Source organism: Alteromonas sp. ABD4_190, assembly GCF_056160105.1.
Window position 1 is genome coordinate 3,593,337 of record NZ_JBSWWN010000001.1, and the last position, 19,343, is coordinate 3,612,679.

The following is a 19,343-nucleotide window of genomic DNA, read 5'->3' on the forward strand; positions in this document are numbered from 1 at the left end:
GACATGTTAAAGCTAATATTATTCCCATTTCTAATAGCACATTTAGCTAGTGCGACTGACTCTTTTGATAAGTGTCAGCCGCTATATGAAAGTTCAGAGCAATTGTTAGATAGTTTCTACATTGAAGATTCCTTTGAGCAGGGTGATTTAGGTTCGCTTGAAAATCACTTAGCATCAACAAAGAATTGTGCTGATAAAATTTGGAATCTGCGACTTCAAACCATGGAGCTATATATTGTTTTACTTAGTCAGAAGACAGAGGGGAAAGTTATGATAGATCCTTTAAATAATAACTGGAGCCTTTATTTATCAGAGCAAAATTTTCTCCTAAATAATATGAGTGTACTTGAGGGGTTTTCAGAGTTTTTAAATGGTATTAGGTTGCAATATAAAATACTTGATAGTGGTCAAAGAGCAAAGAAAGGTAAGGCGCTTCAGGAGTTACAGCTACACTACTCTCAGAAAGTTATTGATGCAAATAATGGTAATAAATGGGTCCTTTATAACCAGCATCTAAATAGCCAACTAAATCATCTTTCTCATATCGACTCATATGAAGATCAGGATAGCTACTGTGAAGCGTATAATAACCTGAAAAGCTTCATGAGAAAAAACCAGCAATACTTTACTCCACCTCAAATAGAGGCTATTGAAGATAGGTATAGTGAAAAATATTTAAAAATATGCAATTGAGTCTTTCATTGCGCTCAACTTAAGTTAAGAGCAACTAATCAAGCAAACGAAAACCAGCGAAAGCTGGTTTTCTTTTATGTAATTGTGTATTTATTAAATCAAAATTTTTCTGTACATCTGAACTCCATTTTAAAAAGTAGCGAGAGGTAAAATCTTTGAACCCATTCGATCATCTTATAAAAGAATGACAAGAAGCTGAGCAAGAATTGCAAGGATTAATATCATCGGTCAATGCTGAAGCGTTGCTCTCATCCATGATTGCTCAACTTATTTTTTTTCCGACTGGTTCAAGCTTTGGCGACAGGTATGGTAATCACCATGCTATGTTGGAAATATTAGCTAAACATTGTATTCCTAAATTTAGTGATAACAATGAGACAACGCACCTGTACCCATCACACAAAATTATAAAGCAATTAACTGTCTAGAGAAGTCTGGTCGATTCAGATTTATAGTTAATTTATAAATCGAAGGTGTCGCTATCAATTAACTGATATTGTGACATAAAAAAGCTCGCGACAGCATACTGTAGCGAGCTTTCATTTCATTAGTACAGCAACACTGCCTAGAAGCTAGCGTTACCCGGTGTACGTGGGAATGGGATAACGTCACGTACGTTTTGCATGCCGGTTACGTATGCAACAAGACGTTCGAAACCTAGACCGAAACCTGAGTGAGGTACAGTGCCGTAGCGGCGTAGGTCGCGATACCATGCGTAGTCTTCTTTCGATAGTCCCATTTCTTCAAGACGAGCATCGAAAACATCTAATCGTTCTTCACGCTGAGAGCCACCGATAATTTCACCGATGCCAGGCGCTAGTACGTCCATTGCTGCAACGGTTTTGCCGTCGTCGTTAATGCGCATGTAGAAGGCTTTAATATCTTTCGGGTAGTTCTGCATGATAATTGGCGCACCAACGTGCTCTTCGGCAAGGTAACGCTCATGTTCAGAAGACAAATCGATACCCCATTCAACAGGGAACTCGAACTCTTTGCCACAGTTTTGCAGAATTTCGATAGCGTCAGTGTAGTCCATGCGAACAAAGTCAGAGCTAACTAGCTTCTCTAAACGCTCAACCGCATCTTTCTTAATGCGCTGAGCGAAGAATGCCATATCATCAGGTAGCTCTTCTAGCACCGCTTTACACACATACTTCAGCATGTCTTCAGCAAGCTGTGCAACGTCTTTCAATTCAGCAAACGCCACTTCAGGCTCAATCATCCAAAACTCGGCAAGGTGGCGAGATGTGTTTGAGTTCTCTGCACGGAACGTAGGGCCGAAGGTGTACACCTTAGACATAGCTGTACAGTAAGTTTCAACGTTAAGCTGACCTGATACCGTAAGGTAGGTTTCTTTTCCGAAGAAATCTTCTGAATAGTCAACATTACCTTTGTCGTCTAGCGGAAGGTTCATCATATCAAGGGTTGATACGCGGAACATTTCACCTGCACCTTCTGTATCGCTAGCCGTTAGGATTGGCGTAGAAATCCAATAGTAACCCTTTTCGTGGAAGAAACGGTGTATAGCCTGAGACAAACAGTTACGTACACGAGTAACCGCACCAATAACATTGGTACGTGGGCGCAGGTGTGCGTATTCACGAAGGTATTCAATACTATGGCGCTTTGCCGCCATTGGGTAGGTATCAGGGTTTTCAACCAAACCTACGATTTCTACCTCGGTAGCATCAATTTCTAGTGATTGCCCTTGGCCTTGCGATTCTTTCACTGTACCGGTTACCGACAATGAACAACCAGCAGTAAGGCGCTGGATATCGGCGTAATTTGACAGAGAATTTAGCGCAATAACTTGTACAGGATCGAAGCAACTACCATCGTGTAGTGCAATAAATGATAACCCCGCTTTAGAGTCGCGGCGTGTTCTTACCCAACCCTTAACGGTTACCGATTCGCCAACGGCGTACTTACCTTTAAGTACGTCAACTACGGGCGCATGCGTCATGTTAATTTCTCCGTCTTACTGATCTTATGTTGTTGCTCGAATACGCATCGAGTGTATCAACCCAGTGCAATAAACTATGTATGAAAAATTGCACTAAAATTTGCTTTATGGTCAATGTTTTGGATTGTTGTGCCGATAAGTCTTTAATGTCGGTAAAATGCAATTTGAAGCTGTGGTTAACTTCTATCTGTCATTTAAGTATCACGAATTATAGAAAAAAGTATAAATAACGAGATACACCGAACGGAATTTGCTTCGGCGGTGTAAAAATAACCAATGAAATACAATCCAATAGCACGCTAGTATACCCAACATAAAGCGGGATGCCAGAGAACAGAGTGACAAATGGGAAATAAAAATGATTCAGGCACGTCGGTACATAGCCCACAGCAAACGGAGGGGGAATCGCAACGTGCGTCACAATCTTCTGCAACAGGCGATATTGACAGGCGCTCTATGACTTATGAGCAACTAGCTGAACGGCGTTCGACACCGCGCTCAAAAACACCATTTTATAAGGTAATGCTTGGCCTCAATGTGTTCGGCTGGGTGGGAATGGTGGTGGTACTTATATTGTTTCACTACGCTAGGCCCGACTTCATTAGTGGGGTTCAGCAGTATTGGGGAATAGAAGGGGACTCGTCTTGGTCTGAAAGTCATTTGTCTGCCATGACTATTATGCTGCAGGTATGCTTAATAGTAAGCCTTGTTAGTATTGTCATGCGTGCAAGACGAAACCGTCGACGCACAGACTCTTTCGGCGTAAACCTTATTATTTTGTTTGCTATAGCGGCAATTAGTTTAATTACCCTTGCTACTACGTTGGGTTTATAGCAACGGACAGTAATAAAACTAGAAACCGATGTAACGGCGGGAAAAACAAAAAAAGCTTGGCACTTACGTCAGTAGAACAGCCAAGCTTTTAGTTGTTACCTTCAAATTTTGCTTATACTTTAAAAGTCGCACCTACTTATATAAACGCTGCCTGAATTAGCCAATAGGTATAAGCAGCATAAGCAAGCACAAATGCCCCACCTTCTAAGCGATTAAGGCGACCTTGACGTTTAATACCAATACAGAAAATAAAGAGTGCGACGGTAGAGGCAAACATAACCATAGCGTCACGGTATAAGAACTCAGCCCCTACTGTCATAGGCTGTATCGTCCCTGCAATACCCACAACGGCTAGGGTATTAAACATATTAGAGCCAATAACATTGCCAATTGCTAAATCATGCTCGCCTTTTTTAACTGCCATTAATGACGACGCGAGTTCAGGTAGTGATGTACCAATAGCGATAACGGTAAGGCCGATTATCGTATCGCTTACACCAAAGAAGGTGGCGTATTCAACCGCGCCCCAAACCAGCATCCGAGAGCTTGCAACAAGTAACAGTAAACCTGCAATTAACCACATAACGTGGGTTTTAACGGTGCCCTCGTTACTATTGATTTCCTCATCGTATTCATCGGCAAGGGCGTCTTTATCGCCTTTCATTGCGTGATAGATACTCCATGAAATCAACAGTACAAATAGCCCCAGCAAAGAAAACGCGTCATCTTTGGAAACCGTCAAGTCCCATACCTGCCACACAGCAAAAAAGGTGATGCCCAGTAATACGGGCAATTCTTTTTTGATAATTTCCGATCTAACCGCAATAGGGCTAATGACGGCGGTCAAACCTAAAATTAACAAAATGTTGGCGATATTCGAGCCGTAGGCGTTACCTAACGCAATGCCCGAGTTACCCTGGTACGCGGCGAAAATAGAAACGATAATTTCAGGAGCGGACGTACCAAACCCAATAATAAGCATACCTATTAGGAGGGGCGATACACCATAGTGATTAGCGACTGATGCGGCACCACCTACAAACTTTCCTGCACTCCAAAGCAGTACGGGTAACCCGATCAAAATAGCCACACTGGCTAATAACATACTTACTCCTCAAACCGTTTGTGTCGTTCTGTCTATCTCTATTTATAGACAAAATTAATAAACTAAAGCTGTATCAATAGATTTAATTGTACATCAGTTTTTATTGTCATTTCGATGAAAAAAAGCCGTGCAGATTGTGCTATGCAAATTTGAAGTTAGGCGTAAACTTCGCGACTAAATAACTGTGTATGCTATTTGAGCACCGCAGTTTACGTTTTAACTTACCTACCATCTTTTAGAAGCGACATTAATGCACAAAACCTTGATTGTTACTGACGATGTTATCCCTTTTCGTAACTCTTCATTAACTGTACTTACTTTTCAAGAATACCTTGCTGAGTTCCCAAAGCTAAACGAACCCAAAACCCGGGTTATTAATATTTGCGATACCACGCGATATTTAAGCGAGGGCTATTACTGTTCGCTGTTGGCTCAGGCTCGTAACCATTCTGTGTTGCCTTCAGTAAATACCATCAATGATTTGCGTATGGCTGAAGAGAAAAGTATCGATCGCATCGCTTTTTCCTTGTCGGTATCTCACGATAATACGGAAATTACCGATGAGCCTTTATTAGTACTTTTCGGTGAAGTGAAAGATCAGCGCTTTAAGCGCTTGGCCCGCCAAGCGTTTGAAAAATATTCGTATCCGGTATTGGTACTAAGCCTCATGGTTACCGATACCAACGAATTGCCCAAAGCTACGAATAAAGTACAAATTGAAGGTTTTGCAACGTTGCAAGCTAAAGCGTTTAAAGACTTAGATGCAGCGCAACAATCACGCTTTATTGAGCAACTTGAGAAACAGACAAAAATACAATGGAAAGCGAGTAAAACGAGCAAGCGCACGCGCTGGGATATGGCGATTTTGGTTAACCCAGAAGAAAGTACGCCTCCCAGTGATGAGCGAGCCATTAAAAACTTTGTAAAAGCGGCTGAAAAAGTAGGTTTTCGAGCTAATGTGGTCAGTCGCTTGTCGCAAGAAGAGCTAGGTCACTATGACGCACTGTTTATTCGTGAAACGACAGCAATTGACCACCATACCTATCGTTTAGCCCGAGCCGCAGAGCGCGAAGGTATTGTGGTAATGGACGACACGCAGTCAATTTTGCGCTGCTGTAACAAGGTGTACTTGCAAGATGCGTTTGCATACCAAAAAGTACCTGCGCCAAAAGCGACCTTTGTATCGAGTGCATCCGATGAAGTATGCGAAAAACTCATTGCCGATTTTGGTTTGCCACTAGTTTTAAAGCTGCCAGAAAGCTCGTTTTCTCGCGGTGTGCACAAAGCTGAAAATAAAGAGGCGTTAAAAACGCGGTTAGAACAAATGCTAACTGAATCGGCGCTTGTTTTGGTTCAGGAGTATATCTTCACTGAGTTCGACTGGCGAATCGGTGTGTTAGGTGGCAAACCGATCTACGCTTGTCAGTACTTTATGGTGCGCAACCACTGGCAGATATACAACCACCAGGGCGATCGATTCTCTTCGGGTGGGTTTGCCACAATGCCAACGTTTGAAGTACCTAAGCCGGTGCTACAAGCCGCTATCAAGGCCGCTAGAGCAGTGGGTGATGGCTTGTACGGTGTAGATATTAAGCAAACCGGTAACGCGGTTTATGTTATTGAAGTGAACGACAACCCAAGTATCGACTCGGGCGTCGAAGATAAATATTTAGGCAAAGAACTGTACGAACTGATTATGCAGGAATTTGCTGACAGGTTGGAGCAAAGAGGGCGATGATCACATCGGCTGAGCGAGTCATTGAAGTGAATAATGCAAGTCCACATGAAAGCGCAAATCGTGCATATGGCTTAGCAGAAGGCGCGTCGAATACTAAGTCGGCCAAAGGCGCCAATGCGCCTTCAACGCAGTCGAGAGTAGTGCTGCGTGTGGCGACATTACACGACCTTGCTTCGCTTCAGCATATTGAGCAAACCTGCTTTACAACCGACAGGCTAAGCAAGAGCCGTTTCAAGTTTTATATAGATGCCCAGCACGCAGAGCTAATCGTGGCCGAGCGTGCGCCGTTAAATTCAGGCTTGAAGCTCGATAATAAGCCGGGTTCAATTAACATAGTAGGCTACGGACTGTTACTGCTGCGACGCGGAACACAACTTACCAGACTGTATTCTATTGCGGTGCTGCCCGAAGCGCGAGGGCTTGGCGTTGCTGAAAAGCTTATACATAGCTTGGGGGAGCGGGCGCTGCTGCGGGGAAAGCGATTTATGCGCCTGGAGGTAGCAGTAGGTAATGCTGGCGCCATTGCTTTATATAAAAAGTTAGGGTTTAGTCAGTTCGGTATGTATACCGATTACTACGACGATCACACTGACGCATTACGTATGCAGAAAGTATTGGTGCCGAGCAAGTCGGTTAAGCCAGAGATTTACCCGTGGTACCAACAAACAACAGATTTTACCTGCGGTCCGTCAGCATTAATGATGGCAATGTGTGCATTGAACAATCGCTATGAAATGACACAGGAAAAAGAACTATCATTGTGGCGTACTGCTACCACGATATTCATGATGTCAGGGCATGGTGGCTGTCACCCGGTGGGGTTAGCACTAGCTGCAGTAAATGAAGGTTATGCGGCGAAAGTGGTTATTAACCAAGACGTCCCGCTTTTTGTTGATGGCGTTAGAGATGCTAATAAGAAAGCGATCGTTGAAAACGTTGAATCTCAGTTTATGGAAGAAGCACGGAAAAAAGGCATTTCCGTTGAAATTTCTGACTGGCGGACTGACGTAATCGACCAAACACTAAAAGCTGGTGGAGCAGTACTATGTCTAATCAGTACATACGCGTTCGATAAGAAAAAAGTACCCCATTGGGTAGCGGTAACTAGCTGCGATCCTCACTGCTACTATCTGCACGACCCAGATGCGAGTGAGGGACAGCCTGTTGAGTATCAACACATTCCGGTCGCTCGCGAAGATTTTCTAAGGCTTGCGAGTTATGGCACGCGTAAAGTAAGAACATTAGTCCTCCTTAAAAAGAAAAAGTAATACAAGTTTTGAGTTAGGGCCTAGGGCATAAATCAATGCCTAAGGCCTTAATGGTGTACTTGTATAACGTTTACCTTTTTATTTAATGTTTTAAGCTGCTTTACTAATTGAGACAGCTCTTTCACCGAACCTGAATAATCAATATGCTTATTCATTTCTTGGCCTTTCACTGCACTCTTATAGAGCGCTTCACTTTCAAAACATGCAGTTTGCCTATTTAGCGTGTTCCATTCCGCTTCTAAGTCGCTTGGAATACAATGGCGTTTTGCAATAATTTTGTCTTTTATTTGCAACACTTTCCCGATTAATAATTGTGCATCTGTAGGCATTGTCGTATCTCCGTTCAATAACTCTGTCTTAAGTGTTTGATAGTTTTGGCTTATTGGCTTTCCTTGTTCTAAAAAAATACAATAAACGAATCTTTCTCACTTAACTTCACTATAGATGTTGCATTATTGATGCCACGTTCAATAAAAAGTTGAGGATGGGTATTGGAAGATTTATGACTAAAAGCGGGGTAAATAAAAAATTATTACGTAGGTGAATTTCAGTAGTAATCAAAACTTAACCGAAAAGACGATGAAGGTGCGTTTTCACTTAACTACATGAGATTAAGAAGAGCGAATACGATATGTGCTAAGGAGATAATGAGGTCTCTTTGCGAGCCTGCTCTAACGCTGTAATGGTGTTGTACATATCGCCACTAACCATAAATTCATCAATAATAGGCATTATGGCGGCGGCAAACGCCTCGTCAGCATCACGATCGAAGAACTGTGAAAATCCGTCAGCAGAAGAAAGTGCTGCATGGGCCTCTTGGGTGAGTGGAGAAGTCTGTTCTTGCGCTAATTTATGTGGCGATATAACACCTAGTTTTGCATTGAGCTTGGTTTGAACTTCGTGGCTTGCCACAAAGGCTAGAAACTTTCTGGCTAATGAAATGTTCTCCGCGCGCTTGGGAATAATCAGCACGTCAGTGGGTGCTTCTTCATATTTAGGGATAGTTTGGCTTATTTCAGGGAAAGGAAAAAAGCCGATGCGCGAGCGCATATCTGGCCTTATTTCTTGAATAACATAATTCCCAACAAGCGACATCCCCACTAAGCCTCTTGATAACAGAGGTAAGCTTACTCTCCACTCCAAAGTATCGTGGTCTTCGATGAAGTATCCATTTTTTCTTAAATCATTTAAGAAACTCAGGGTGGCTCTAACACGTTCATCACTAAACGCTATCTCTCCTTTTGTTAGCTTCTTTTGAAAATCAAGACCGTGCAATCGCAGATTTAAATAGTCAAACCACGCTGTGGCGGGCCAATTACTTTTGGTTCCAATGAAAATGGGAGGTAGGCCATTCGCCTTTATAATTTCACAAGCGTTTATAAACTCCCGCCACGTTGTGGGTTCGGGTAATGATAAGCGCTCGAACACGTCTTTTGAATAATAAAAGCCGATTTGATAATAGGAAATGGGCACTGCAAAGTAGCGACCATTGTAACTGAGGTTTTGCATTACGTTTTTGTCAAATGCGGCGTCTAAGTTGCTTTCTAGCCACAAATCATCGATGGGTAACACTAAGTCTTTTTCGATGAAATTAAACAGGCGTTGACCAGCATGCCAGTATAAAACATCAAAGCGCTTCTCATCTAACAGCATATTAGGAAAAGCGCGCTTATATTCTTCGCTGCTTAAGGCCGTAAATCTCACTTCGGCAGTTGGGTAACGCAACTCAAAATCGTGCGCTAAGGTATAGAAGGCTTCTCGTTGTGCGCTTGTTGATACGGATACGCCTACATTAAGCTGCTCAGCACAACTCACTGCAATTACTCCGCAGTAAGCTAATAAACCCCAAAAGCGCTTAATCATAATGTTCCCTATTCTACACGTACAATTTCGTGTCGGTGTTCAACGACAAAAAATTGCAACACCTAAAAAACATTATAACGAGTTTTGTTTTGTCACTATTAAACTTTAGTCTCTACAATTCGAGACTATATGTATACAACATACTATTTATAAGCGTAGCGCTTGGGTTTATTTTTAATTTTCTTAACCTGACAATAGCAGAAGTGTGGCGTCCAAATTAACAGATTAAGTAAGATAGCGGTAACCAAGCTGAACACAATTGACGAAGGCGTTAGTGGGACAGATGGGCTGAAATTATCTAACACGCGCTTCAGCGTACCATATTGAGAAGGCGAGGCCATAAACACAAGCTTTTCGAAGTAATGACCGTGCTCTAGCTTCCTCATGCCTTGCTCTAAAGTGGTGATCTGTGTGAAACGTGTAGCTTTCATCGAGGCATTCTCTCGCACAACTGGCTCACTGTTTTTCTGTAAGCTTTCAAGCATGGCTTCAACCGAAGAAAAACCATGCTGCTTGGCGAGCGCTGACGAACTAGAAACCTCATCTCTCAGTGCATCATAATAACCATTGAGGTATTGACGATAGTGATCTGCCAAGATGGGGACTTGTAGTGTAATGATAAACAAAACTGCAAATACAACTTTATCTAAAACACGTACTATCATTCAAATCTCGCTATAAACACTCTGCATTAATGATTTAACTAATGGCCCGCTTAAAAGTTGAATGTTCACTTTATAGTAAAACTCACATCAACCCTCGGGCCATCTGACGTCAACTCGTCGTCCAAAACTCATATTTCACCCAAGAAGAAAGTTAGCGTAACAATCTCACACTCTATTTCAATGCGGTGTAAATTGCGTGGGTTAGCTTACTTAACTGCTCGGAAGATATAATGTACGGAGGCATAATGTATACCAGTTTCCCAAATGGCCGTATCCACACGCCATGTTTCACAAAATGGCGTTGAATTTCGGCAACATTGACGGGATTGACCGTCTCGACTACCCCTATAGCACCTAACACCCTTACGTCAGCGACTCGCGGCAAGTCTGCACATTTTGCCAATTCGGTTTGTAATTGTTTCTCAATGACAGGGACTTGTTGCTGCCAATGATTTTCGTTAATTAGCGATAGACTAGCATTAGCCACTGCACAGGCTAACGGGTTGCCCATGTAGGTCGGACCGTGCATAAAGACTCCGGGCTCCCCTTGGCAAACTCCTAAAGCCACATCTTCGGTACACAATGTTGCGGCAAGGGTCATGTAACCACCGGTGATCGCTTTACCTAAACACATGATGTCAGGTGAAATGCCCGCATGCTCACAAGCGAAGAGCTTACCTGTACGGCCGAAGCCAGTAGCAATTTCATCGCAAATTAAAAGTACGTCGTAGGTATCGCAAAGCTGTCGGCAGCGCTTTAAGTATTCGGGGTGATAAATACGCATGCCTCCCGCGCCTTGAACAATAGGCTCTAGGATAAGGGCTGCCATCGTGTGGTGATGCTTTTCAAAAATCTCTTCAAGTGGAAGAATGTCATCTTCGCTAAACGTTTGGCCAAAGCGAGTTTGAGGGGCAGGCGCAAAAATTTGTTTGCTTAATACACCTTCAAACAAACTGTGCATACCGTTTACTGGATCGCATACGCTCATTGCGGCAAAGGTGTCGCCATGATAGCCATTGCGCGGCGCGACAATGCGCGACTTCTCTGAGCGCCCTTGACACGCCCAGTATTGAATCGCCATCTTTATCGCTACTTCAACAGACACTGAGCCAGAGTCAGCCAAAAATACTCGCTCTAAACCTGCCGGCACCATGTTAAGTAACGATTTACACAAATCTACCGCCGGCTGGTGGGTAATACCGCCAAACATAACGTGAGAAAATTCGTCAATTTGCTTGTGCGCAGCATCGTTGAGCACAGGATGGTTGTAGCCATGTATAGCTGCCCACCAGCTCGACATTCCGTCGACTAATACTTCACCGGTGGCTAAGGTAAGCTCAGCACCTTTTGCACTAACTACTTCATAGCAGGGAAGGGGGGTTACCGCCGAGGTATACGGGTGCCAAATGTGTTGTTTATCAAATTCAATATTGTTCACAAAATAACCGTTAGTAAATGTTTGGAATTGGTCAGAGTTGACAACTCGATATTGGGGCATAGACTAAGCCAGCAATAATAATTAGTAAAGGACAGTCAATGACGCTGGCTAGTGCGCCTTCTGCGCAAACGACAACTATTCGAAACGATTGGAGCAAAGCCGAAGTCGAAGCTTTGTTTGCCATGCCATTTAACGATTTACTGTTTAATGCCCAAGTGGTGCATAGACAGCATTTTAATCCGAATGAAGTGCAGGTCAGCACGCTTTTGTCGATTAAAACCGGTGCTTGCCCTGAAGACTGTAAGTACTGCCCGCAAAGTGCTCGGTATGATACGGGCCTTGAAAAAGAACGATTACTGGAAATTGAAAAAGTCATCCAGCGTGCGAAAGAAGCAAAGCAAGTGGGCTCAACCCGTTTTTGTATGGGGGCTGCTTGGCGAAATCCACGCGACAGAGACATGCCTTACATTTTAAAAATGGTTGAAGAGGTGAAAAGCTTAGGCTTAGAAACCTGCATGACGCTGGGTATGCTAACCCGCGATCAAGCTGTGGCCTTAAAGCAAGCGGGCCTTGACTATTATAATCACAACCTTGATACATCACCGGAATACTACGGCGACATTATCACGACCCGTACTTACCAAGACCGATTGAATACGTTAGAGAACGTGCGTGCTGCAGGTATGAATGTTTGCTCTGGGGGAATTGTTGGCATGGGAGAAACGGTGAGCGATCGCGCTAGTATGTTAGTGCAATTAGCAAACCTTCCTGAGCAGCCTCAAAGTGTACCTATTAACATGCTGGTTAAAGTAAAAGGTACGCCACTCGATAGTGTAGAAGACTTGGACTATTTTGAGTTTATCCGCACTATTGCCGTTGCTCGTATCATGATGCCTAAGTCACATGTGCGCTTGTCGGCAGGCCGTGAAGCCATGAATGAACAAATGCAGGCCCTTTGTTTTATGGCAGGCGCGAATTCCATTTTCTATGGCTGCAAGCTATTAACCACGTCAAACCCAGATACCCATGAAGACGTAATGTTGTTCAAAAAGCTTGGTATTAATACTGAGCGTACAAGGGATTACTCAGACGAAGCACATCAACAAGTGTTAGAAGAAGAAATTGCCCAGCAACAAGAACAAGCCGACGACAGTAACGACTTGTTTATTGATGCAACCAAGCCTAAGGTAGCGCCAAAGAAACAGCATTTAACGGAGGCGTAATGGCCTTTCACTGGTTAGACGATTCGCTGAGCGCGCGTGCCGAGCAAGGTTTGCTGCGCCAGCGCCACTGCCAACAATACGAAAAAGACAGCATTATTTGTATTAACGGTGAGCACTATCTTAACTTTTCAAGCAATGACTACTTAGGCATGCGCCAGCATGAGGGTGTATTGCAAAGTTGGGTTGAGGGACTAGCGCAATTTGGTGGTGGCAGCGGTGCATCGCCTTTGGTAACTGGGCACACACAGGCTCATTTAGCGCTAGAAGCCTACATTGCCGATGGTTTAAACCGAGAAACTGCGCTGTTGTTTAACTCTGGCTTTGCGGCCAATCAGGCACTGTGCATGGCACTTTTTCCTCACATGTCTCGCCCTAATAAAAGCGCTAGTGCTGGTCATATTATTACCGACAAGCTCATGCACGCTTCGTTTCTAGAGGGGGCACAGTGTGTATCTGACAGCGCTAAGCTTCGCCGTTTCAAGCATAACGATCTAAGTCATTTAGAGAGCATGCTATCAAACGTTTGTCACAGCCAGTTATCCGATGCGGTTGGTAATTCTGATGTAAACCAGCAAGACATTCTGATTGCTAGCGAAGGTGTGTTTAGTATGGACGGTGACGTAGCGCCTTGCAAAGGTATCGCCGAACTGGCCGCTAAATATAATGCATGGTTCATGTTAGATGATGCACATGGTATGGGTGTATTGGGTGAAAACGGCTTCGGCACAGCAGAAGCACTAAACTTAAACCAGCAACAAGCGCCTATTGTTATGGGAACATTTGGCAAAGCAGTGGGCACGGCCGGCGCCTTTATTGCGGGAAGCCAAACCCTAATTGATTATCTGGTGAATTTTTCGAAGCACTACGTGTATTCCACTGCCATGCCGCCAGCACAAGCGGTGGCTACTTTGTACTCCCTCACTCATATCGCCAGTGATACTGCCCGCCGCGAAACGCTACATACCAATATCGCCTATTTCAGAGAGTTGTTTCAAAAACGTTTTGGACAGACACTCAATTCAAGCGAGAAAGACAAAGCACCGATTGAAATCACTTTGGGGCAGTCGCAAAGCGCGATTCAGCCCATTATTGTTGGTAGCCCAGAACGTGCAGTTTCACTAAGTGAGGGGCTAAAGCAGCGCGGTATCTGGGCAACGGCTATCAGGCAGCCTACTGTACCGAAAAACCAAGACAGGCTGCGTATTACGCTTACGTCAAATCATACATCGCAAGATATTGACGTATTGCTTGATGCGCTAGAACTTTCACTTAATAACTTTCTATTAAGTGAGACTTCAGTAGAAAAAGAATCAGACAGCACTGTGAGTACTCCTGACTCTGTAAGTAAAAAAGAGATGTAACGATGTCATTAAGTCCCGCTATAAAAGCTGCTATGTCGGCAGAATCGAGAAGTCTCTTCGACGGTAAGCTGTCGAGCGACGCGGCGCAGGCGGCTTTTAGGGCAAACGGGGCTTTTCCGTCCGAGACATCTTTTGAATCTGAGAGAGCGACCAACGCTAAAGGGACTCTCACAGTTAAAACTGCTTACCCTTCTGATTGCTCTTCCAAAGCTGCGGCACATTTGAATGCTGAGGAAAACGCTAAGACTGAGAGCTATATTACAGCTGAAGGCTCTATAACAACTAAAGGTGCTGCAAAAGTTGAACGCAATGATTCTGCTTCAGCAATTAACGAGCAGGACGTGGCACATCGTTTTTCAAAAGCGGCTGTGCAGTACAACAGTATTGCGGGTGTTCAGTGCATTATTGCCAAGCAGGCATTAGCTAACTTACCGATAGACCTACAGGGTACGGTTCTTGATATCGGCTGTGGTACTGGCATTCATACCCAAACCCTTGCAAATAAAGGTGCAGCTGCAACTGGCGTAGACATTGCCGAGGGTATGTTGGCGCAGGCCAGAAAAATGTACTCTGACCCCATTTTCGTAGAAGGTAGTGCTGTTGATTTGCCTTTCTCTGATAACCAATTTTCAACCGTATTTTCATCTATGGCGCTTCAGTGGGTTAGCGATACTGGGCTTGTTGCTAATGAGATAGCGCGAGTGCTTGAAAAGAGTGGTATTGCCGAGCTGGCGATTATGGTGGCGGGTTCATTTAGTGAGCTTAAAACGGCGCGCAAAGTAGCGCAGCTTTCACAGGCTGAAACCTATATGCCAACAACCGCACAATGGGTAAATGGCTTTAAACAGTCGGGCCTCTATTTGCAGCGGGTGATTACTAAGGACTATGTCGATACTCACTGCGATATTATGTCGCTACTGCGCTCTGTGAAGGGAGTTGGGGCAGGTGAGACCGGCCGAAGACAACCGCCGCTCACCCGTCGAGATATTAAAAAATTAGCTATGGCTTACAGCAATATGAGCGGTGTAGAAAGTAAGTTACCGCTTACCTACCGCGTGAGTCATTTTAGATTGGAAAAACGATGAAGCAGTATTTCATTACCGGTACCGACACCGAAGTAGGTAAAACCTATGTTACCTGCCAACTACTACAAGCTGCGCAAAAATCCTCGTTAAGCGCCATCGGCTACAAGCCTATTGCAGCCGGATGCGAACAGATAAACGGCGAGAGGGTTAACGAAGATGCGCTAAATATTCAGAAAGCGTGCTCCAAAATACGCACAAATAAAGCCATTAAAATTACAGACAATAACCAGCTAAAAAGCGCAAATGAAAACAACGAAGAAAGTGGACAGACACTCCCTTTGCATCAAATAAACGAAGAAAGTGGACAGACACTTCCTTTACATCAAATAAACCCAATTGCACTAAAGCCGGCTATTGCACCACATATTGCAGCCCTTGAAGAAGGTGTTGCGTTAACGTTTGACGAGATTGCAAAAGGGCTTGACGAACTGCACGCCTATCAACCCGATCTTCTGTTAATGGAAGGTGCAGGTGGGTGGCGTTTACCGCTAACGGTAGGTGATGAGTATACGCCCACTTACTATCTTTCTGATGTTGTGAAAACACTCAAAATGGATGTGATTTTAGTTGTAGGCATGCGTTTGGGTTGCTTAAATCATGCGTTATTAACTGCAGAAGCAATTCGCGCCGATGGACTTACCATTAAAGGATGGGTTGCGAACGACATCACAGGTAACATGACGCGATATCAAGAAAATCTTCATTCTCTTAAAGCCATGTTACCCGAGCCGCTACTGGCAGAAATTCCCTACCAGATAGCGCCTGGCGATGAGGCGCTATTCGCCGCTATCAAGCAAATAAGTTAAATCATCACCTGAATGAATTGGCGTTTTTTCTTCACCTAGAAAGATAAAGCCGTCTTTTTCACCCACTAGGGTAAGTTGATTATTAGTAAGGCGCAGCGCTGTGCCCTCGCGAATAGCAACGACTGGCGTGGTTGGATTAAGCGTGGTGAACTCAGCCAAACGTTGGTCGCGGGTTTCGCCATTGTGACCCGGCGGCTGATAATCGGTATAGTGCGGGTTCAACTGAAACGGCACGATATCTAGTGCATCAAAATTCGGCGGCTCGATAATGGGCATGTCGTTAGTGGTTCTAATTGATTGACCACAAATATTCGAACCTGCACTCCAGCCAATATAAGGCGTGCAATCAGCGATGGCGTGCTTTATTGGCACAATAAGCGCGTTTGCATAAAGGGTAGAAAGCAGGTGAAAGGTGTTTCCACCGCCTACAACAATGGCTTGGCCGTTTTTCTTTGCGTTATTTACCGCGGCAACCGGGTCTTCAACGGAATGTAGCCCAGTAATCTTGCACTCTGGCAGGGCGGTAGCAACGGCGTCTACATAGCTATCGTACGTTTGAGTTACGGCGGCATAAGGAACAAATAGAAGGTCGCGAATTTCGCCCAAGTGTGCAAAAATAAGTGCTCTAGCGTGCTCTAAGTAAGCCTCGTCGCCTTGGCGTGAGCTACTTAGCATAAGTACATGTGCGGTCATACTAACTCCACAATTTTTCTGACGGCGTATCATACGTGAAACTAGGCTGAAAGTTTAGTCGCGCTCCGTCACTGTGTTGAAATAGGAATTTGAATGAAACAATCTACATCGGTGTTGTTTGTGTGTTTGGGTAATATTTGTCGTTCTCCAACCGCAGAAGCCGTGTTCAAACACAAGGCTGCACAAGCCGGATTAAATATTGAAATTGACTCAGCGGGAACCCACGGCTATCACATTGGTAACCCGCCCGATAAGCGTTCGCAAGCCGCAGGCGTAGAACGAGGCTACAGTTTCAAAGGGCTAAAATGCCGACGTGTGGATGAAAGCGACTTTGAACGATTTGATTTCATTCTTGCCATGGATAACAGCAACCTTGCTAATTTGCACGGTATGTCGCCAAGCCAATATCACGATAAAATTAAGTTGTTTCTTGATTTTGCAAATGCAGACGATAAGGAAGTACCTGATCCTTATTATGGCGGCAAGCGCGGCTTTGAGCTGGTGTTGGATCTTATCGAAGAAGCGTCGGACGGTTTGATTGCGCATATTAAACAAACCCAACAACAATAAACGCAAGTCATATTGATAAATCATCTCGAAAGCCCACGTTGAGAACCCATATTGACAATGACAGGAACTAAACGCACCGCCGTCACTTTGGTTGTAATAACAGTACTTTTGTCACTCATCATTGGTGTGGTAGGTATTGTTAGCGTGACAGGGCTGTCTGATACGGCGGCTGAACTAAAACAGCATATTATTGTTCAGCTTCAAATACCGCTTATTCTTACTGCGTGTTTAGTAGGAGCTGCACTGTCTGCAAGTGGCGCTACCTTGCAAGTAGTGCTGCGAAACCCTTTGGCAGACCCGGGAATTATCGGCATTACGAGTGGCGCAAGCTTGGTTGCTGCGCTTTTGCTACTGCTAACCCCACAATGGGCTGCAGCGTACCTACACTATTTGCTGCCTATGGGATGTTTTATTGGTGCGTTGTTATCTACATTTATTATCTACCGCTTAGCAAGAAAACTGCTGGGCTCCTCTACGGCTGTTATTCTAGCTGGTATTGCGATCTCTACTCTTAGCGGCGCCGTTATAGCGTGGCTTTACATGTTCAGCGACGCTAATGCCCTGCGCAATCTTACTTTCTGGTTAATGGGTAGTTTGTACCAAACTAACTGGTTAATTTTGTCAGTGGGCGGCCCATTAATCGCTGTTGCTGTCGCATTACAGCTTTATTTCGCTGGCGATTTAAACAAACTCTATGCCGGTGAACTTGCAGCAAAAAGCAGTGGTGTGGATGTGGAAAAACTCACTGAGCGCGCACTCATTGCCTGCGCTATTGCTGTAGGCACTGCGGTTTCCATGGCGGGATCTATTGCTTTTGTGGGTTTATTAGTACCGCATATTTTGCGCTTGATCATCGGGCATAATAATCGCTATTTATTGCCGCTAAGTGCATTAAGTGGGGCAAGTCTGCTGATGCTGGTTGCGTTAAGCTCTGAAATGACCCGTGCCATAACGCTTCCGGTGTCTATGGTGACGGCTACCTTAGGCGGTCCATTACTAATTTGGGCATTAGCAAAAGGTCAAATAAAAGGGTAGTGGAGGGGCAAATGAAATGACGACAAAAAATTTTAGAACCCAGCAACGCCCTGGTACTTGTAGTAATCAACAAAAAAATGCTGATGAGCAAGACTCCATCAACGCTAACCCTAAGAAAAATGTTAGCGGTAAAGATGATTATGCTGATAGCAATTGCCCAGCGAATAGCCACAACCCAGCGAATAGCCACAACCTAGCAGATAGCCATACCGTTTTAAGCTTACAGAATGTAAAAGTGGCATCGCGACTTTCGGTGGAAGGTTTACGTGCAAAAAAAGGCGAGTGCGTTCACATTATAGGGCCAAATGGGGCGGGGAAATCAACACTGTTGCTTACTCTTGCGGGCCTTATTGACGCTGATGAGGGCACAGTCATGCTGCTAGGTAAACCAATGAACGATTGGTCGCTGGCAACACTTGCGAGTGTGCGCACCTTATTGGCGCAACAAAGCGAAAGTGGTTTTCACTTGTCGGTAAAAGAATACCTAAGCTTTTATGCAACAGCACAGCAAGATGAACTAATTCCTCCGGTTTTAGAAAAAGCACTCGAAATATCGGGTTTCTTGAACCAAATTGTCACCCAGCTTTCTGGCGGTGAGCGTCAGCGAGTAGAAATTTGTCGTTCGCTTTTGCAAATATGGCCGCAGTTAGAGCGCGGAGAGGGGGTTGTGCTTTTAGACGAACCATTGCAAGGACTTGATATAAGGCATCAATATGCACTGGCTAGTTTGGTAAAATTCCTTTGCGATAAAGGGAATACCCTACTTATGACGTCTCACGATATCGCGCTTAGTGCCAACTACTGCGATAGTTTATGGCTTATGCAAAAAGGTCGCATGGTAGCGTTCGGTAAGCCACAAGAGGTGGCCACGCAAACAAACTTAGAAAGTGTGTTTGAATGCCATTTTGCTATAAGCAAGCACGATAACTTTCTAGAAATTCAAGTTTGCGCACCTATTTCCCTAGAATAAATGTGGTAAAGTGCCCCCAGCATTTTTTTAGAT

General features: G+C 44.3%; 18 protein-coding genes. 11 read left to right on the forward strand and 7 right to left on the reverse strand.

The window, feature by feature from the left end:
- Nucleotides 1–3 precede the first annotated feature (3 nt).
- The gene (locus ACXAFM_RS15650; protein ID WP_474830710.1) at nt 4–693 is read left to right on the forward strand and encodes a hypothetical protein; all 690 of its coding nucleotides are present in this window, start codon (nt 4–6) and stop codon (nt 691–693) included.
- A gap of 565 nt (nt 694–1,258) precedes the next feature.
- Here the strand turns inward: ACXAFM_RS15650 and asnS are convergent.
- Nucleotides 1,259–2,656: an asparagine--tRNA ligase gene (gene asnS / locus ACXAFM_RS15655; RefSeq protein WP_474807805.1), complete on the reverse strand. Its 1,398-nt coding sequence runs from the start codon at nt 2,654–2,656 to the stop codon at nt 1,259–1,261.
- 456 nt (nt 2,657–3,112) lie between these two features.
- Here asnS and ACXAFM_RS15660 point away from each other — a divergent pair, with 456 nt between their 5' ends.
- Complete coding sequence (locus ACXAFM_RS15660) at nt 3,113–3,490, forward strand: hypothetical protein (protein WP_474809298.1); 378 nt, start codon at nt 3,113–3,115, stop codon at nt 3,488–3,490.
- A gap of 136 nt (nt 3,491–3,626) precedes the next feature.
- Here the strand turns inward: ACXAFM_RS15660 and ACXAFM_RS15665 are convergent, their stop codons facing one another.
- Nucleotides 3,627–4,595: a calcium/sodium antiporter gene (locus tag ACXAFM_RS15665; protein ID WP_474830713.1), complete on the reverse strand. Its 969-nt coding sequence runs from the start codon at nt 4,593–4,595 to the stop codon at nt 3,627–3,629.
- A gap of 250 nt (nt 4,596–4,845) precedes the next feature.
- On the opposite strand from ACXAFM_RS15665, the gene ACXAFM_RS15670 reads away from it, so the two are divergent.
- Both ACXAFM_RS15670 and ACXAFM_RS15675 read left to right on the forward strand, forming a co-directional pair.
- Entirely contained in the window at nt 4,846–6,333 is a 1,488-nt protein-coding gene (locus ACXAFM_RS15670; RefSeq protein ID WP_474830715.1) for a RimK family protein, read from the forward strand.
- Nucleotides 6,330–7,601 (forward strand): GNAT family N-acetyltransferase/peptidase C39 family protein, encoded by a 1,272-nt coding sequence (locus tag ACXAFM_RS15675; protein WP_474830717.1) that lies wholly within the window; start codon nt 6,330–6,332, stop codon nt 7,599–7,601. Before ACXAFM_RS15670 ends, ACXAFM_RS15675 begins: the two co-directional genes overlap by 4 nt.
- Nucleotides 7,602–7,648: 47 nt before the next feature.
- Here the strand turns inward: ACXAFM_RS15675 and ACXAFM_RS15680 are convergent, their stop codons facing one another.
- From ACXAFM_RS15680 to bioA, 4 genes are all read right to left on the reverse strand, one after another.
- The gene (locus tag ACXAFM_RS15680; protein ID WP_474830719.1) at nt 7,649–7,930 is read right to left on the reverse strand and encodes a hypothetical protein; all 282 of its coding nucleotides are present in this window, start codon (nt 7,928–7,930) and stop codon (nt 7,649–7,651) included.
- A 307-nt stretch (nt 7,931–8,237) separates the two neighbouring features.
- Nucleotides 8,238–9,464, reverse strand: coding sequence for an ABC transporter substrate-binding protein (locus ACXAFM_RS15685; RefSeq protein ID WP_474835164.1), 1,227 nt, complete (start codon nt 9,462–9,464; stop codon nt 8,238–8,240).
- 143 nt (nt 9,465–9,607) lie between these two features.
- Nucleotides 9,608–10,129, reverse strand: coding sequence for a DUF2937 family protein (locus tag ACXAFM_RS15690; protein WP_474835166.1), 522 nt, complete (start codon nt 10,127–10,129; stop codon nt 9,608–9,610).
- A 172-nt stretch (nt 10,130–10,301) separates the two neighbouring features.
- Entirely contained in the window at nt 10,302–11,567 is a 1,266-nt protein-coding gene (gene bioA, locus ACXAFM_RS15695) for an adenosylmethionine--8-amino-7-oxononanoate transaminase (RefSeq protein WP_474835562.1), read from the reverse strand.
- Nucleotides 11,568–11,665: 98 nt separating this feature from the next.
- Here bioA and bioB point away from each other — a divergent pair, with 98 nt between their 5' ends.
- From bioB to bioD, 4 genes are read left to right on the forward strand one after another with little or no spacing between them, the layout of a single operon-like run.
- Entirely contained in the window at nt 11,666–12,790 is a 1,125-nt protein-coding gene (gene bioB / locus ACXAFM_RS15700) for a biotin synthase BioB (RefSeq protein WP_474830725.1), read from the forward strand.
- Nucleotides 12,790–14,151 (forward strand): aminotransferase class I/II-fold pyridoxal phosphate-dependent enzyme, encoded by a 1,362-nt coding sequence (locus tag ACXAFM_RS15705; protein ID WP_474835168.1) that lies wholly within the window; start codon nt 12,790–12,792, stop codon nt 14,149–14,151. Before bioB ends, ACXAFM_RS15705 begins: the two co-directional genes overlap by 1 nt.
- 2 nt (nt 14,152–14,153) lie before the next feature.
- On the forward strand, nt 14,154–15,236 hold the full coding sequence (locus ACXAFM_RS15710; protein ID WP_474835170.1) for a methyltransferase domain-containing protein: 1,083 nt from the start codon (nt 14,154–14,156) through the stop codon (nt 15,234–15,236).
- Complete coding sequence (gene bioD / locus ACXAFM_RS15715) at nt 15,233–16,042, forward strand: dethiobiotin synthase (RefSeq protein ID WP_474835172.1); 810 nt, start codon at nt 15,233–15,235, stop codon at nt 16,040–16,042. The genes ACXAFM_RS15710 and bioD overlap by 4 nt, the downstream gene beginning before the upstream one ends.
- On the opposite strand, the gene pepE is transcribed toward bioD, so the two are convergent.
- Entirely contained in the window at nt 16,013–16,735 is a 723-nt protein-coding gene (gene pepE / locus ACXAFM_RS15720; RefSeq protein WP_474835174.1) for a dipeptidase PepE, read from the reverse strand. The genes bioD and pepE overlap by 30 nt on opposite strands.
- A 93-nt stretch (nt 16,736–16,828) precedes the next feature.
- Here pepE and ACXAFM_RS15725 point away from each other — a divergent pair, with 93 nt between their 5' ends.
- From ACXAFM_RS15725 to ACXAFM_RS15735, 3 genes are read left to right on the forward strand one after another with little or no spacing between them, the layout of a single operon-like run.
- The gene (locus ACXAFM_RS15725; RefSeq protein WP_014948910.1) at nt 16,829–17,305 is read left to right on the forward strand and encodes a low molecular weight protein-tyrosine-phosphatase; all 477 of its coding nucleotides are present in this window, start codon (nt 16,829–16,831) and stop codon (nt 17,303–17,305) included.
- A 57-nt stretch (nt 17,306–17,362) separates the two neighbouring features.
- Nucleotides 17,363–18,340: a FecCD family ABC transporter permease gene (locus ACXAFM_RS15730; protein ID WP_474830735.1), complete on the forward strand. Its 978-nt coding sequence runs from the start codon at nt 17,363–17,365 to the stop codon at nt 18,338–18,340.
- A gap of 16 nt (nt 18,341–18,356) precedes the next feature.
- Nucleotides 18,357–19,310 (forward strand): ATP-binding cassette domain-containing protein, encoded by a 954-nt coding sequence (locus ACXAFM_RS15735; protein WP_474835175.1) that lies wholly within the window; start codon nt 18,357–18,359, stop codon nt 19,308–19,310.
- Nucleotides 19,311–19,343: the final 33 nt, after the last annotated feature.